Origin of the sequence: Epilithonimonas hispanica (assembly GCF_003385395.1) — a bacterium.
In the GTDB taxonomy this organism is placed as follows: Bacteria; Bacteroidota; Bacteroidia; order Flavobacteriales; family Weeksellaceae; genus Epilithonimonas; species Epilithonimonas hispanica.
In genome coordinates, this window is sequence record NZ_QNUG01000035.1 from 1 (window position 1) to 14,690 (window position 14,690).

Annotated in this window: 15 protein-coding genes and 1 pseudogene; 4 read left to right on the forward strand and 12 right to left on the reverse strand. The window is 35.5% G+C overall.

Features of this window, described 5'->3' with window-relative positions; all coding sequences use genetic code 11:
* The 8 genes and pseudogenes from DRF58_RS18605 to DRF58_RS14025 form a co-directional block, all read right to left on the reverse strand.
* Positions 1-180, reverse strand: a pseudogene (locus DRF58_RS18605) (IS4 family transposase); the annotation flags it as partial.
* 141 nt (positions 181-321) lie between these two features.
* Complete coding sequence (locus DRF58_RS14000; RefSeq protein WP_116036336.1) at positions 322-1,437, reverse strand: catalase; 1,116 nt, start codon at positions 1,435-1,437, stop codon at positions 322-324.
* An 18-nt stretch (positions 1,438-1,455) separates the two neighbouring features.
* On the reverse strand, positions 1,456-1,683 hold the full coding sequence (locus tag DRF58_RS18610; protein ID WP_206605226.1) for a fatty acid desaturase family protein: 228 nt from the start codon (positions 1,681-1,683) through the stop codon (positions 1,456-1,458).
* Entirely contained in the window at positions 1,684-1,917 is a 234-nt protein-coding gene (locus DRF58_RS18615; protein WP_206605227.1) for a hypothetical protein, read from the reverse strand.
* Between the two features lie 490 nt (positions 1,918-2,407).
* Positions 2,408-3,529, reverse strand: coding sequence for a calcium:proton antiporter (locus DRF58_RS14010; RefSeq protein WP_116036363.1), 1,122 nt, complete (start codon positions 3,527-3,529; stop codon positions 2,408-2,410).
* A gap of 25 nt (positions 3,530-3,554) precedes the next feature.
* Positions 3,555-4,013, reverse strand: a complete 459-nt coding sequence (locus DRF58_RS14015) for a MaoC family dehydratase (protein WP_116036337.1) — start codon at positions 4,011-4,013, stop codon at positions 3,555-3,557.
* A gap of 206 nt (positions 4,014-4,219) precedes the next feature.
* Complete coding sequence (locus DRF58_RS14020) at positions 4,220-4,414, reverse strand: cold-shock protein (protein ID WP_116036339.1); 195 nt, start codon at positions 4,412-4,414, stop codon at positions 4,220-4,222.
* 53 nt (positions 4,415-4,467) lie between these two features.
* On the reverse strand, positions 4,468-5,583 hold the full coding sequence (locus DRF58_RS14025) for a DEAD/DEAH box helicase (RefSeq protein ID WP_116036340.1): 1,116 nt from the start codon (positions 5,581-5,583) through the stop codon (positions 4,468-4,470).
* Between the two features lie 381 nt (positions 5,584-5,964).
* Between DRF58_RS14025 and DRF58_RS14030 the strand changes: the two genes are divergently transcribed.
* From DRF58_RS14030 to DRF58_RS14040, 4 genes are all read left to right on the forward strand, one after another.
* Positions 5,965-6,918: a beta-1,6-N-acetylglucosaminyltransferase gene (locus tag DRF58_RS14030; protein ID WP_245955472.1), complete on the forward strand. Its 954-nt coding sequence runs from the start codon at positions 5,965-5,967 to the stop codon at positions 6,916-6,918.
* Positions 6,919-7,071: 153 nt separating this feature from the next.
* Positions 7,072-7,425: a response regulator transcription factor gene (locus tag DRF58_RS14035; protein WP_083206716.1), complete on the forward strand. Its 354-nt coding sequence runs from the start codon at positions 7,072-7,074 to the stop codon at positions 7,423-7,425.
* Positions 7,426-7,730: 305 nt separating this feature from the next.
* Complete coding sequence (locus DRF58_RS18400; protein WP_157966736.1) at positions 7,731-7,973, forward strand: hypothetical protein; 243 nt, start codon at positions 7,731-7,733, stop codon at positions 7,971-7,973.
* Positions 7,963-9,171 carry a S41 family peptidase gene (locus tag DRF58_RS14040; protein ID WP_157966737.1) on the forward strand — a complete coding sequence of 403 codons (1,209 nt, stop codon included), beginning with the start codon at positions 7,963-7,965 and terminating at the stop codon, positions 9,169-9,171. Before DRF58_RS18400 ends, DRF58_RS14040 begins: the two co-directional genes overlap by 11 nt.
* Before the next feature lie 605 nt (positions 9,172-9,776).
* Here the strand turns inward: DRF58_RS14040 and DRF58_RS14045 are convergent.
* The 4 genes from DRF58_RS14045 to DRF58_RS14065 form a co-directional block, all read right to left on the reverse strand.
* Complete coding sequence (locus DRF58_RS14045; RefSeq protein ID WP_116036364.1) at positions 9,777-10,826, reverse strand: UDP-glucose--hexose-1-phosphate uridylyltransferase; 1,050 nt, start codon at positions 10,824-10,826, stop codon at positions 9,777-9,779.
* Positions 10,810-11,994, reverse strand: a complete 1,185-nt coding sequence (gene galK, locus DRF58_RS14050) for a galactokinase (protein WP_116036345.1) — start codon at positions 11,992-11,994, stop codon at positions 10,810-10,812. The genes DRF58_RS14045 and galK overlap by 17 nt, the downstream gene beginning before the upstream one ends.
* Before the next feature lie 280 nt (positions 11,995-12,274).
* Positions 12,275-13,240, reverse strand: a complete 966-nt coding sequence (locus DRF58_RS14055; RefSeq protein ID WP_116036347.1) for a transketolase family protein — start codon at positions 13,238-13,240, stop codon at positions 12,275-12,277.
* A gap of 602 nt (positions 13,241-13,842) precedes the next feature.
* Complete coding sequence (locus DRF58_RS14065; protein WP_116036350.1) at positions 13,843-14,688, reverse strand: transketolase; 846 nt, start codon at positions 14,686-14,688, stop codon at positions 13,843-13,845.
* Positions 14,689-14,690: the final 2 nt, after the last annotated feature.

Consider the following 14,690-nt stretch of genomic DNA (forward strand, 5'->3'; position numbering starts at 1 on the left):
TTGGCTTAATTTTTCATTATCGAAAATAGAGAAAAGAAGTAGATAAAACATTTTTTTACCGTGCAGAACCTTGCTGTAATAATCCACTTTGGTACTTGCTGAAAGATGACTTAAAAGTGCTTGGGGAATAAATTCTAAAACGTGTCTAAGAGATATTTTGTGATCTTTAAAAACTGACATAAATAATTGATTATCAGTCGTAAAGATACGAAAAAGCACTAGCAAAAACAAACTAATTAACTAATAATCAATAGATTGAGTTCTTTTATTTTTTTGGTGAAAAAAAATAAAAAAGTCGGAGGAAAAATCTTCCGACCATGACTAGGTTCCCGGCCTATTTTCAGAATTTAGTAAATTCTCTGCTGACTTTTTACCGCTGGCGATATATAAAGCATCAAAACAGACACTGGCGGTATTGGCGAGCGAATGTTTCGGTTCAAATATCGTTCCGTCATTTGCTTTGATGGCTGCCAGACTTCCCGAAATGATCTGGACAACAGCCCCTGATTTTTCTAATTTCGATTTTAGTGAATTAACATCTGAAGCGTTTACGCCATCTTCCATAATAAAACCTATAATACGGCTTTTAATAGAATCTTTGACTGTGTTCTGCATACTTAAAGCATTAGACGTTTTTGTAGCAGGCTCCCTTTCCTTGCTTTGAAGAGATTTTAAATCTGCATCTGCAGGAATACTGCCATTCGGTTGTTTCAATTTCGTAACATTTACTCCCACTTTTTGAGCAACCAATGCCGCAAGATCTTTATCAATGAAGACCAATTGTCCCACTACTCTTTCAGGTATAGTGACCTTTGAAAGTTCAAATATAAGGGCATTCTGAAGGTGTTTTTTTTCAGGTGTGGATTGACTATTGTAGAATAGTTTGGTCTGAGAATAATGATCAACAAAACTTTTACTTCTCGCACTAACTTTCTTACCATCAATTCTTTCTTCCTGTGACGTGAATCCTCCATCCTTCCACATAGCCTGAAACGGACAGCCTCCACCAATGGAGTTAGGTTCATAGCTGACTTTTCCTTTTACGATCTGCTGGCGCATATGACCATCGCGCTGGTTATTATGGACCGTATTGATTGATCTGTTGATTGGAATTTCGTGAAAGTTTGGCGACCCTAATCTTGACAGCTGCGTGTCGGTATACGAAAACAACCTACCTTGTAATAATGGGTCGTTGGTAAAATCGATTCCCGGAACCAAATGTCCTGGATGGAAGGCAATCTGCTCCGTTTCTGCGAAGAAATTATCAGGATTTCTGTTAAGAGTCAAAGTTCCTACCAATTCCACTGGAACTTCTTCTTCAGGAACCAGTTTTGTAGGGTCCAGCAAGTCAAAATCAAATTTATGTTCATCCTCTTCAGGAATAATCTGGACTCCAAAATCCCATTCAGGGAATGCACCGTTTTCTATCGCATACATATAAAAAAAGCATTCTCATTATTTTATTTTGATAATCCTAAGTTTTTGTAAAAATACCATTGTCTGAAAACCCATATCCCATTCAAACCACCTCGTTGCATTATTAGGTCTTTGTGGATGTTTATGATGATTATTATGATATGCTTCGCCCCAGAAAATAAAGTCATAGGGCAGAATATTTTTTGAAGTGTTGGTTAACTTATAATTTTCATAGCCGAATTTGTGAGCCCACCAGTTAACCGCCATTCATTGTAAGGAGCCCATTATAATCGTTGCAGGAAGAAAAAGCCACTGCCACCAAGCTGTCGCCAATAAAGCATATACAATGATATATATCGCAATCCAGCAGAATCTGGTAATATAATTGTGTGCAATTTTATCAAATCTCTCCCAATCCGGAAGATTCTTTTTGTATTTTTCTGCAGTATCTGTCTTTCCTATATAAAGATTAAAATAGTTGTTTCGTGTTGTCCACATCATCATAAAAGGATTTGGATCATTATGTGGTAAATGCGGATCTTCCGCTTTATCGGTATGGCGTGATGAAGACGATGCATTAAACCGTAAGTGTAGGCGCTTATATAGGAAGATCCCTGTGTAAAGAAGCAGCCTATATAAAACATTCTTTCCCAGAATTTTGACATTGTAAAAAGATTGTGTGCCGCATACCGGTGATGAAAAACCGACTAAAAAAAAAGAGATGCATACCAATGGATGAGTATAAAAATGAATATTGCCATAATTGTTTAAATTAAAATGAAAGTTTTATTTGTGGAGTAATACGGAAGGCTTAGAAAAATTATGCTTTGTTGATGAGCCACTATTCACACGAAAGTTTATTTTCATTCTGCAATATCCTTTATAAGATACGACAATACCTGTGAATTGGTTTTAATTTTTCTTTAATATTGTTAAATCATTTCTGATAAGCTACAGAGATAATAACCAATATTCTTATAATTCGAATGAATTAAGGAACTATGGATATAAAAAGATAAATCAAAAAAATTCCTACCAAAACGACTCCCTGCATAATATTGGTCTTACCTGTTGCAAGTGAAACCGTAATGATAAACAAAGAGAGTCCTAAAAGCACAGTTGACTTAATATCTATGCCCAGTGTCATGCGTATTCCGAAAATGACGGATATGATAGCAATCGCAGGAATACTTAATCCTATACTTGCCAATGCAGAACCAAATGCAAGGTTTAAAGATGTCTGTATCTGATCATTCTTTGCCGCCCTAAAAGCAGCAAGCCCTTCGGGCAGAAGAACGATTCCCGCAATAATGACGCCGACTACCGATTTTGGTGCTCCAAATGAAAGAACAATGTGTTCAACGTCCTTAGAAAGAAGCTTTGCCATCAGCACAACGATTCCGAGACATAAAATGAGCATAAAATAACTGATAAACATTTTTTTTCGGGAGAGCAGCTCATCACTGCTTTGCTCCTTTTGATCTGCCAGCATTTTATTTTGTGGTGATATGAAAAAGCTTCGGTGTCTCATGGTCTGCACCATGGTAAACCCAAGATAGAGCGCCAATGAAACCAAAGCAATAAAAAGCAACTGAAAAGAAGTATATTCGCCCCCTGTATGGCTTATCGTATAATTCGGTAGGATGAGAACAAAAACCACAACTGCTGTCAGCGTTATTAAAGCCGTGCTTACACCCTGCAGAGTAAAAGTCTGCTCTCTGTATCTCAGTGATCCTATGACAATACAGATACCGATGATCCCGGTAAGGATAATCATTACTGCTGCAAAAACAGTATCCCGTGCGAGCGTAACGGTCTCAAGACCTTCTGCACCCAGCATAATAGAAATTATCAGCCCCACCTCTATAACCGTAATGGCAAATGCAAGAAGCAGGGTTCCGAAGGGTTCACCCAATCGATGGGCAATAACTTCGGAATGGTAAACAGCCGCCAAAACACTTCCCAAAAGCAGTACACTAAGGATTAGTGAATAAAATCCTGAAGAAAATACCACATTTGCAAAATAGAAGATCCACGCCAATATCGGAATAAGAACTGTCCAACCGGAAAGATATTTTTTTTTGATTACTTGTTTATCTTTTATTGTACTCATACTTACATTTACCTGATCTTCATTATTATGAAAAATGATATAGAAAAACCACATCTCCGGTATAAGCGGGCTTTGCTTGGTTTTTAATAATCAGTTTAGCCCCCACTACCACTTTTACGGTTCCTTTAAGATTATTTACCGTTTTAATAGTTGCCTCAAGACTAACTTCATCATTAGCTTTTACGGGCTGACCAAATCTAAAATTTTCTATTCCGTAATTGATTTCCATACTGATGTTTCTCACCTCAGCAATCTGCTTCCAGAGATAAGGAATTAGTGAAAGTGTTAAGTAACCGTGAGCAATGGTTGAATGATAAGGACTCTCTTTTGCTGCTTTCTTCTCATCGGTATGAATCCACTGATGATCCAAAGTAGCATCTGCAAACCGATTGATCTGTGCCTGATCAATCCTATGCCATGAGGAAGTTCCAACCATAATTCCTTCCAGCAATTTGTATTCGTCAAAATTGTTGATAATAATCATTCCATTTAAAAAAATAATAGATTAAAGTATTAATCCTAATACATCATTTAAAAACCTCCCGCAAATGCAAGAGGCTGGATGAACATGAAAAAATCGATGTAACTAACATTAATATTTCATTCAAACATATATTAAAAACAGTCTAATCTACATTCAGGGATGAGAAGAAAATGCTTTAACTTTTATAAGCAAGAAGTCGTTTCATCCTATGCTAATTTCACATTGACAGCATTTAAACCTCTGTCACCTTTTTGAATATCAAAATTCACTTTATCATTTTCACGAATTGATCCTGAAACCAATCCTGAAGAATGTACAAATATGTCTTTACTCCCATCTGCAGGAGAAATAAATCCGAAGCCTTTTGCTTCATTGAAAAACTTTACTGTGCCTTGTTGCATTGTAATTATTATTAAAATTGTATTTATAATCTGTAAACTTTACAGTTTTATTCTTAAAATGTACCGACAGGTATTGTAAAACCGATCAGATTCTGGATATTTTTAAAAACCATACGCTCCTCTGCTGTACAGAATGATATTAAAGAACCTTCACTTCCTAACCTTCGAATCCTCTCAATCCTTTGGATATAAATTTGAGGAATAGCAGGAAGATCAAAGTTGATGATATGCAGTATCTTATCGACATCGATTCCTTTTGCTGCAATATCGGTAGTAATTAAAGCCTGAATTTTTTCATTCCTAAAGCCATCCAAGACACTATTCTTCACAGCGATTGACCTATTTCCATGAATCCATCCTGTACTGATTCCTGCATTTTCCAGCTGCTGCACGAGCTCATCGGCTATGTATTTACTCTGCGTAAAAACCATAAATCCTTTTATGTTGCTATTTCTGAGCATATCTATCAAAAATCCGGACTTATCTCTTGTCTCAATAAAATATACGCTTTGGGAAATACTTTCTATTGATGCCAACCTTGCTTCTAATAAAATTTCTATTGGGTTTTTAAGAAAAGTTGAAACAGATTTTTTCAGATAATCTGAAGCTTCTGTACAAAAGATCAAGGCTTGTATATGATTAGGAATTAGTTTCTGAATATTTTTTATTCTGTTTATTGATGTTTTCTCAATCATTTTATCGGCATCATATAAAACCAGAATTTCTAACTTGGAAAAGTTGATAGGCTTTTTTTCTGCAATCTCTAAAATTCCTTTAGGAGTTGCAATCAATATATCTATTCTCTTTCTGAATGCGGCAAGTTGACTATCCGTTGATTCTCCATCATTAATTCTAAACGTTAAAAGAGAAAGATATTTACTGCACTGTTTAATCTTTTCTTCGGTCTGGGCTCCGATTTCGTCCGTAGGAACAATGATCAGTACCCGGATATTTGTGTGTTCAGTCGGGTTTCTTCCCAACAATTGTAATATCGGCAGCGTAAAAGCTAATTTTTTCCCACTGCCTTTGGGTGCAGAAACCAGAACATCTTTCCTTTTTAAAACACTTGGAATTATAGCATCCTGTATCTCAGTAGGTTGGGAGTATCCCGATTCTGTAATCGCCCGGATTATGGGATTAATTAATTGTAGATTTTTGAAACTTATCATAAATTTTTGCAGTTTCCGATCTTTTTTCCGGTAAGTGCAACTTTAATGAAATATTTGTGGATATTAGAATTACTATTAATTCCATATGCTTTTTCATTACTCTAAACTTTTTTCTCATTGAAAGTTAAAAACTAAGCCTTTCTCAAAGAAATCAGTTGACAATCGGGAATCTGAAAAAGCAAAACTGAATGATAAAAATTTGATTTAAATTATTGCAGAGTAGCAGAGGCAGGAACCTTTTTTATTGATACTTTGCAAATGTATGTTAAAATAATCCAACAATAACAAAATATAATTAACTGATTATCAAAAATATATTCGTATCTTACGCATATCAATCTAATTGTTTGCAAAGTGCGGATGATTTTAAAATTCCAGCCTATGCAAACTTTAGCATCCCAAATCCAGCCCCTTACAAGAAAGTCAGTCAGTCCACCGTCTTCTCAGATCCGAATTGCTTATTTTATTATGATCCATCATAAACCTGATGTTTTTAAGGCAATGTTTGAGAAAATCTACACTCGTGATCAGTTTTATCTGATTCATATAGACAGAAAAGCCAAGGAAGAATTTACTGAGGAAATTCAACAATATCTCATCCATTTTGCCAATGTCTATATTCTTGAGAGTATAAATATTGTAGCGGGAGGCTTCAGTGTCATTCAGGCAGAGCTCAATGCCATGGAGTACTTACTCAATGTAACACCGGAATGGGATTATTTCATCAACTTAAGTGGCGAAGATCATCCGCTAAAATCGCAGAATATTATTCGTCAGTTTCTAACCATGAATAACGGCAGGAATTATTTGTTCTATTATGACCAAAAATTTTATAGACCTGATACACTTAAAAGAATACAGAATCATTTTACAGAACTAAGCCATAAGATATCATCATTAATTTATAAAAGAAATTTTATGGAAGGGGTAATACCTTATATTGGAGGTAAATGGTTTATTTTCACAAGAGAAACCTGTTCTTTTTTAACCAATAATAAACGGGTGATGGACTTTGAAGATTATTACCTGCATACATTCTTGCCGGCCGAATCATTTTTTCAAACGGTTCTTATGAATACCGTTTTTAAAGATATTATTGTAAATGATGATAAAAGAGCATCTATTGAAAAAACATTTTTTAATAAAAATCAGTATCAAACTTCTTTTATCGAATCATTGAAAGGTAGTAATCAGCTTTTTATTAGAAAGGTTAATAGCGAAACCAGTCAAAACATTTTAAACTATATTGATAAAACGTATCTTCTGCCACTACCGTACGTGGACGAAATAGAGAGAGAGCTTAAAAGAGATGACAACAATGACAAATGGTCTTAATAAATTAATATTAACTTACAAGTAGCACTTTATTTTAAATTTTAGTGGTTTTATTAAACTGATAGGATCATTACAACTAACCTGTGTATATACTTTTGGTAATTAAAATAATAAATTGAAAATTAATTGGTTCCAGTATTGCTTAGTAAGATTATGAGAAATATCTTCATGGTTGAAGACAACCAAGATATAAGAGAAATATTAGATATTTTTCTTACAGCAGAGGGTTATAATGTTTATCCCTTTGGAACAGTAAAAGAATTCAAAAAAAGAAATCCCGAAATCATTCCCGATCTTTATCTATTTGATGCAATGCTTCCAGATGGCTCTGGGATAGATCTTTGTAATGAAATAAAAAACAATATCAATAATAAAGCTGCGGTAATCATTATGAGTGCCAATATGAAGATTGATCAAACAAGAAAGCTTTGTATCCCTGATGATTATATTTCCAAACCTTTTGATCTTAGCGACTTTCTGAAAAAAATTCAAGGTGTAATTCTTTAAAGTTTTATGATATGTGAGATGCATTCGTATAAGTTAAAACTTAGCCTCTATTTTTACAAAATACTTTACCCACTCCACAATTGTATTTGTATACAGAATCATCAAAGTCAACTACTTTATTAATTTCCTTATTATTTGTATAATTAAAATAACTAAAGTGTTAAATTGGAACTAGGTAGTCAAATATTAAGTGAATCTCTTGCCTATTATAATGGATTTACTTTTAGTCCTAAAAATTCATTTTATAATCAGTAGATTTTAAATATTATGCCATTTCACGAAAAATAATTAAATATCTATAAAAAATGATAAAATTTAACACATTGAATTTATTATTAATTCTAATGTCAACATTTACTTTTGGTCAGGAGTGTGACTGCGAAGCCAACTTCCTCTGGGCTAAAAAAACTTTTGAGGAAAATGATGCTGGTTTTCGATATACTATTGAGAAAAATGGTCAAGACACTTACAATATCCTTAATCAAAAAATACTGGAAAAGGCAAAAGGGGCAAAAAACACTTCCAGAATGTCAGAGCGTGATTTATGAATGGTCGAAATTCTTTAGGAGTGGACATTTTGGATTCTCAATTATTAAAAATGACTATAACCAAAATGACGTAATTGATAAAAAGAAGATTAAAGAGCAGCCTATAGTAAAAGTTGATTATTCGAAATTTGAAAAAAGAATCAATCTGATATCTACACCTACTTTGGAAGGAGTATGGAGTGACGGCACATATAAAGTAGGGATCATCAAAACTGTTGATGGATATAGCGGATTTATCATCAATGCAGACAAAACGAGCTGGACTCCAAATCAACTAAAATTTTTAATAAATAATAACAAAGAGAAAGCTGATCTGTGGATGAAAGATTTTTCTAAAAGGGAAAATCAAAAGGTAGATATCATCGGAAATAACCTTATAAATATTGGGAACGTTTTATATTTGAAAAGGTTATCAAGAACCTATGAGGATACACAAGAAATTAAGGATTACATCAAATTTTTGTACGCCGGTAATAAATCCTATTTTCAAATATTGTCTGGAAAAACAGCATACATAAGAATTCCAGCTTTTGATCTGGATTATAAAAAACAAATTGACAGCGCGATTGCAGCCAATTCAGCTAACATAGAAAAAACGGAGAATTTGATCATCGATGTTCGTTATAATGACGGAGGTGCGGATACATCTTACGAAAAATTGATTCCTTTTCTATATACCAACCCGATACGTACTGTGGGTTTACAGCATCTGTCAACACCTTTAAATAATGAGGTAATGTTGGGTTTGTCAAAAAATGAAAATTTCGACGAGGAACATCAGAAAGCCTATGAAGAGGCTTATGAAACCTTGAACAATAACCTTGGTAAATTCGTCAGTCTGTCTGATGAAATCGTTAAAGTCAAAAAATTGGATAAAGTTTTACCATTTCCTAAAAATATTGCTATCCTAATCAACAATGGAAATGCGAGTACCACAGAACAATTCTTGCTGGCAGCAAAGCAAAGCAAAAAAGTAAAACTTTTTGGAACAACGACAAGTGGCGCTTTACATATATCCAATATGAGTGATGTTGTCTCTCCTGATGGAAATTTTGAATTAAGATATGGCCGCTCCAAAAGTTACAGAATACCAGAAATGGCAATTGATGACAAGTGCATTCAGCCAGATTACTATCTCGACAACTCTATTACCAACAAACAATGGATGGAATATGTCCGAAAAATTATGGAAGAATAACCAGATACTACATTATTTATAAAATCTTGATGTATAATGTTGATAAATCTACTGCTAAGATTTGTTTGATTGTTGAATAATCACTTATTCAATTTGGGTAACAATTTATTTTAATGTTCCAATTAAATTTTACAGTTTTTTTTTAAAGAAAAATGATGTTTTAATACTTTTCATTTTCATAAAATTCTCATATTTAGAGAGAATTTTTCTGATTCATTTATATAACTTAAATACCATTTAACACCTTCAAAATATTATCTATATCTACTAATAAATGGTTTGGATAGAGTCCTGTCAAGTTCACTTAATGAGACAACTATTTATTAGTTGTCTCTTTTTTATAGGCATAACAAATTATTTATCAAACTGTTACAGCTTGAGATTTTATGATTTGATTTTTTATCTAGAATATACAGCCTAAAGTGCTACATCAGAGATTTCATCGGCATTGAAGGGCAGTTTGAAATCCCATTAAGGTTCTAGTATTTTTACATTTTTGGGAATTGCCAAGACCGTGGTCAGCATCAGGGATCACGTCGTATTATACTGTTATAACAACTATTTTAACTTTTAAACCAGTAAGTTCTGCAAGATAAAACTATCTTTTACTTGCTTTTATAATGAATAGTGGAAATATTTTTCAATATTTCAGCACTTTGCTCCGGCGTAATATCCCGTTGAGCTTCCGCAAGCATTTCGTAGCCGACCATAAACTTTTTTACTTCTGCACTTCTCAGCAATGGCGGATAAAAATGCATATGAAAATGCCATTCAGGATGAAGTTTTCCATCAGTCGGCGATTGATGAATTCCTGCTGAATACGGAAAAGAAATCTCGAAAAGATTGTCGTATTTCGTAGTTAAATCTTTGATGATTGATGCTAAGGATATTTTTTCGTTTTTGGAAAAATCAAGCAAATTTTCAATCTTTCTTTTGCTGACAATTATCGTTTCGTAAGGCCAGACTGCCCAGAAAGGAACTAATGCGACAAAATCCTCATTTTCAAGAATGATTCTTTCATTAATTTCCAGCTCTTTTTTCACATAATCTTCCAAAAGAGAAGTTCCGTTTTTGTCAAAATATTTTTTAAGATTTTCCTGCGTTTTTGCCACAATAGAAGGAACTGAAGACTGCGCCCATATCTGACCGTGAGGATGCGGATTACTGCAACCCATCACCTGACCTTTATTCTCAAAAATCTGAACGTGGTTGATGTAATCCAGATTTCCTAACTCTTCATATTGTTTCTGCCATACATCAACGACATTTTTTATATCGTCAATCTCCATTTCAGGCAACGTAAGGCTGTGATTTTCTGAAAAGCAAATAACACGATTAATTCCTCTTTCAGGTTTTAATGAAAAAAAATCAGAACTATCCTCAGAAAATTCCACTTCATCCTTCATCAGAGAACCGAAATCGTTGTCAAAAACGTAGACACCTTTGTAATCTAGGTTTTTCTCGCCGTTAACGCGAACATTTCCTGAGCACAAATAACAATTCGGGTCGTGAGCCGGAAGCTGTTCTTCCGACGTTTTTTCTGTTTGCCCCTGCCAAGGTCGCTTTGCTCGTTGCGGAGAAACCAGAATCCACTCATTCAAAAGCGGATTGTATCTTCTGTGAGGATGATTTTTTTGATTAAATGACGAATTCATTTTCTTTGTATTCATTAATTCCGTCTGATATTTTTACTCTGTAGACTTTCATTTCGATGTCGAAAGCCTTTTTATATTTAGCACTGATAGCGTCAATAACCTGATCAACATTTTCATCTTTAATAAGGTTAATGCTGCAGCCTCCGAAGCCACCGCCCATAATCCTTGACCCTAAAACACCATTTTCTTTTAAAGTTTCCTCAACCATAAAGTCAAGCTCATCACAGCTTACTTCAAATTCAGTCGAAAGTCCGGAATGCGTTTCATTCAACAATTGTCCCAAAAATTCAACATCTCCTTCTGATAAAGCTTTTGCAGCTTTTTCTACCCTTTTAATTTCTTTCAGGAGGTAAAAGCATCTTTTATAAGACGTCTCTCCCATTTCTGCTCTTACTTCATCGAGCATTTCAAAACTAAAATCCCTGAATTTTTGTATTTCAGGAAACTTTTCCCATAATATTTTTTTGCCGTTGTCAACATCTCTCCTTCTATCGTTGTAGCCGGAAGTAAGATGGGTATGTTTTACGCAACTGTCGAAAAGAACCAAGCTATACCCATCGATATTGGCTTCAAAATACTGATGTTCCAAAGAATTGCAATCGAGCATAATCACTTTATGCTCTTTTCCGAAAACTGACGAAAACTGGTCCATAATTCCGCATTTTACGCCTACAAAAGTATGCTCGGACTTCTGACCAATGACTGCTATTTCTTTTTTATTTAAATGTAAATCGAAAATTTCGTTGAGAATATAAGCAAATCCACATTCCAAAGCTGCCGATGATGATAAACCGGAACCCATCGGAATCGTGCTGCTGAAAGCAATCTGCAAACCTCCGACTTCTTTTCCCAATTCCTGAATGACATTAAAAACGCCCAACAAATAATTGACCCAGGTCTGTGAAACCGGAAACTGTTTTTCGTTAACATCAAAACTGAAAGAATCGTTGAAATCTTTGGCAAAAAAAGAGATTTTAGAATCATCCGTTTTTTTTACGGCAAAGCAAATATGCTTATCAATGGCAGCCGGAAGCACAAAACCGTCGCTGTAATCGACGTGTTCTCCAATAATATTGATCCTTCCCGGAGCGAGGAAAATCCGTTCCGCGTCTGAGCCAAAAGCTGTTTGAAAAGCCTCTTTGGTATAATTGATTAATTTCTCCTGCATAAAATCTGCAAATTATATTTTGATGGAAAGTTTAAATTTTAAAATTTTGATTAAAGTTACGGTTTTCTGTTTAGGTGACTGTCCTGATCAATCGGAGAAGACAGTTAATGTCGTGACTGGTTTTATATTGATAACCGAGACCTTCCTCTTTTTCTATTTCGATGATCTTCTTTTTAACTACTAAAAGCACAAAGAAATTCATAAGGAACACAAAACTTGTGACCTTTGTGCGAACTATGTATTCCTTGTGGGTAATAAACACATTTCTAACAATGCAATATTACAGACTTTCTGATTTTCTGCTCATCACTTTTTTAACTGATGCCACGATGTCATTCGCAGTTAAACCGTATTTTTCCATCAGTTGGTCAGGCGTTCCGCTTTCTCCGAAACTGTCGTTGACGGCAACATATTCCTGAGGCGCAAGATATTCTGTAATCAGAAGCTGTGCAACGCTGTCGCCTAATCCGCCCAGTCTGTTGTGCTCTTCTGCGGTAACAATACAACCTGTTTTCTTTACAGATTTTAAAATCGCTTCAGAATCCAATGGCTTAATGGTGTGGATATTGATAATTTCTGCGTCTATGCCCTGCTCTTCGAGAATTTCGCCGGCTTTGATGGCTTCCCAAACCAAATGACCTGTTGCAACAATTGTTACATCTTTTCCTTCATTCACCATCCAGGCTTTCCCGATTTCAAATTTCTGATTTTCATCGGTGAAAACAGGAATCACGGGACGTCCGAAACGCAAGTAAACCGGGCCTTCGTAATCTGCAATCGCAATGGTTGCCGCTTTGGTCTGGTTGTAATCGCAAGTGTTGATCACCGTCATTCCCGGAAGCATTTTCATTAATCCGATATCTTCCAGGATCTGATGTGTTGCACCGTCTTCACCTAAAGTTAAACCAGCGTGGGAAGCACAAATCTTAACATTTTTTCCTGAGTAAGCCACCGACTGGCGAATCTGGTCGTACACTCTTCCTGTAGAAAAGTTGGCGAAAGTTCCCGTGAACGGAATTTTGCCTTCCGTTGCCAGACCTGCTGCCATTCCAATCATATTGGCTTCTGCAATTCCGACCTGGAAGAATCTTTCCGGTGCTTTTTCGATGAATTTTTCAAATTTTAAAGAACCGATAAGGTCTGCGCAAAGTCCGACAACATCGGGATTTTTATCCGCCAATTCTGCCATTCCCGCTCCGAAGCCGCTTCGGGTGTCTTTTTTTTCTGTGTAGGTATATTTTTTCATTTGATTAATTGTTGGTTATTTTTTTAACGCAAAGAGCGCAAAGAATTTTTTTATCTTATTGAGAATATTTTTCGCTCGCAAAGACGCTTCGCTCAGCTAAGAAAGTGGGTTCCTCAAGTAAATTTTATTCGATGTTTTTACAAAATATTTTTTTTGTGAATACTAAAAGCTTTCCAGATCACCTCTACGAGGTTTTGTGATGCCGAATTATTTTTGATCTATTATCAGTTCGCTCCTACGGAGCATTTATTATTCTAAAACGTATTTAGATTGAGCCACAGCGTGGCGAACTGTTAATAGCAAAATTAAGTTTAGAGCATCAAGCTCCGTAGGAGCGACCTGTAATTTAACATCACAATAAATTCCATTGTTCTTCCCGAAAACTTTTTCTCTTAAATGTTTTGTTCGTTGATTGATTTGGAACAGCGAATCTATCTCCACTTTATTATTTTTATTTTGAATCGATGAATCTCGTTCCTCGATTTCTCGCAGCCCGGCTTGAGTGGAGCTCTTTTTGCAAATTTTGATGTGGAAAAAGCGTTGGCAAATTTGCAAAAAAGCGGGAACGGAAGACGGATTAAGCTGCCCAAATAATTCTCAAATTAATAATCGCCCAAAGTTTCTTCGAGTTGATCTAAAGCTTTTTGTAATTGCTCGTCATTCGGTGCTTTCCCGTGCCACGCGTGTGTTCCCATCATATAATCGACACCGTAACCCATTTCTGTTTTCAGAAGAATACAAATCGGCTGACCTTTTCCTGCTAATGATTTGGCTTCATCCAGAACGTTCAGAATTTCTTCCATATCGTTTCCGTTTTCCACTTCAAGAACTTTCCAGTCAAAAGCTTCGAATTTGGTTTTAAGATTACCTAATGAAAGGACTTTTGAAGTCGAGCCATCAATCTGCTGACCGTTGTAATCGACCGTTGCGATGAGATTATCAACTTTGTTGTGAGAAGCGTACATAATGGCTTCCCAGTTCTGTCCTTCCTGCAATTCCCCGTCGCCGTGAAGGCTGAAAACAAGATTCGTGTCTTTATCTAATTTTTTTCCGACCGCGTGACCGACTGCCACAGACATTCCCTGTCCAAGCGAACCGGAAGCAATACGAACTCCGGGAAGATGCTCGTGTGTCGTCGGATGTCCTTGCAATCTGGAATTCAGCTTTCTGAATGTTGCCAATTCAGATTTGTCGAAATAGCCTGCGTGCGCCAAAACGCTGTAAAAAACAGGGGAAATATGGCCGTTGGAAAGGTAAAAAACATCTTCGCCTTTTCCCGTCATATCGAAGCCTTCTTTTCTATTCATTGCATCAAAATAAAGAGCTACAAGAAAATCTGTACATCCTAATGAACCTCCCGGATGTCCCGACTGACAGGCGTGAACCATTCTTACAATATCTCTTCTGACCTGAGAAGCGATAATTTTTAGTTTTGAAATATCGTGCATAT

What these genes read in the sequence shown, in the direction of transcription:
- DRF58_RS14000 (WP_116036336.1), bottom strand. Translation starts at nt 1,437, where the DNA reads ATGTATGCGATAGAAAACGGTGCATTCCCTGAATGGGATTTTGGAGTC.
- DRF58_RS18610 (WP_206605226.1), bottom strand. Translation starts at nt 1,683, where the DNA reads ATGGCGGTTAACTGGTGGGCTCACAAATTCGGCTATGAAAATTATAAG.
- DRF58_RS18615 (WP_206605227.1), bottom strand. Translation starts at nt 1,917, where the DNA reads ATGATGTGGACAACACGAAACAACTATTTTAATCTTTATATAGGAAAG.
- DRF58_RS14010 (WP_116036363.1), bottom strand. Translation starts at nt 3,529, where the DNA reads ATGAGTACAATAAAAGATAAACAAGTAATCAAAAAAAAATATCTTTCC.
- DRF58_RS14015 (WP_116036337.1), bottom strand. Translation starts at nt 4,013, where the DNA reads ATGATTATTATCAACAATTTTGACGAATACAAATTGCTGGAAGGAATT.
- DRF58_RS14020 (WP_116036339.1), bottom strand. Translation starts at nt 4,414, where the DNA reads ATGCAACAAGGCACAGTAAAGTTTTTCAATGAAGCAAAAGGCTTCGGA.
- DRF58_RS14025 (WP_116036340.1), bottom strand. Translation starts at nt 5,583, where the DNA reads ATGATAAGTTTCAAAAATCTACAATTAATTAATCCCATAATCCGGGCG.
- DRF58_RS14030 (WP_245955472.1), top strand. Translation starts at nt 5,965, where the DNA reads ATGCAAACTTTAGCATCCCAAATCCAGCCCCTTACAAGAAAGTCAGTC.
- DRF58_RS14035 (WP_083206716.1), top strand. Translation starts at nt 7,072, where the DNA reads ATGAGAAATATCTTCATGGTTGAAGACAACCAAGATATAAGAGAAATA.
- DRF58_RS18400 (WP_157966736.1), top strand. Translation starts at nt 7,731, where the DNA reads ATGATAAAATTTAACACATTGAATTTATTATTAATTCTAATGTCAACA.
- DRF58_RS14045 (WP_116036364.1), bottom strand. Translation starts at nt 10,826, where the DNA reads ATGAATTCGTCATTTAATCAAAAAAATCATCCTCACAGAAGATACAAT.
- galK (WP_116036345.1), bottom strand. Translation starts at nt 11,994, where the DNA reads ATGCAGGAGAAATTAATCAATTATACCAAAGAGGCTTTTCAAACAGCT.
- DRF58_RS14055 (WP_116036347.1), bottom strand. Translation starts at nt 13,240, where the DNA reads ATGAAAAAATATACCTACACAGAAAAAAAAGACACCCGAAGCGGCTTC.
- DRF58_RS14065 (WP_116036350.1), bottom strand. Translation starts at nt 14,688, where the DNA reads ATGCACGATATTTCAAAACTAAAAATTATCGCTTCTCAGGTCAGAAGA.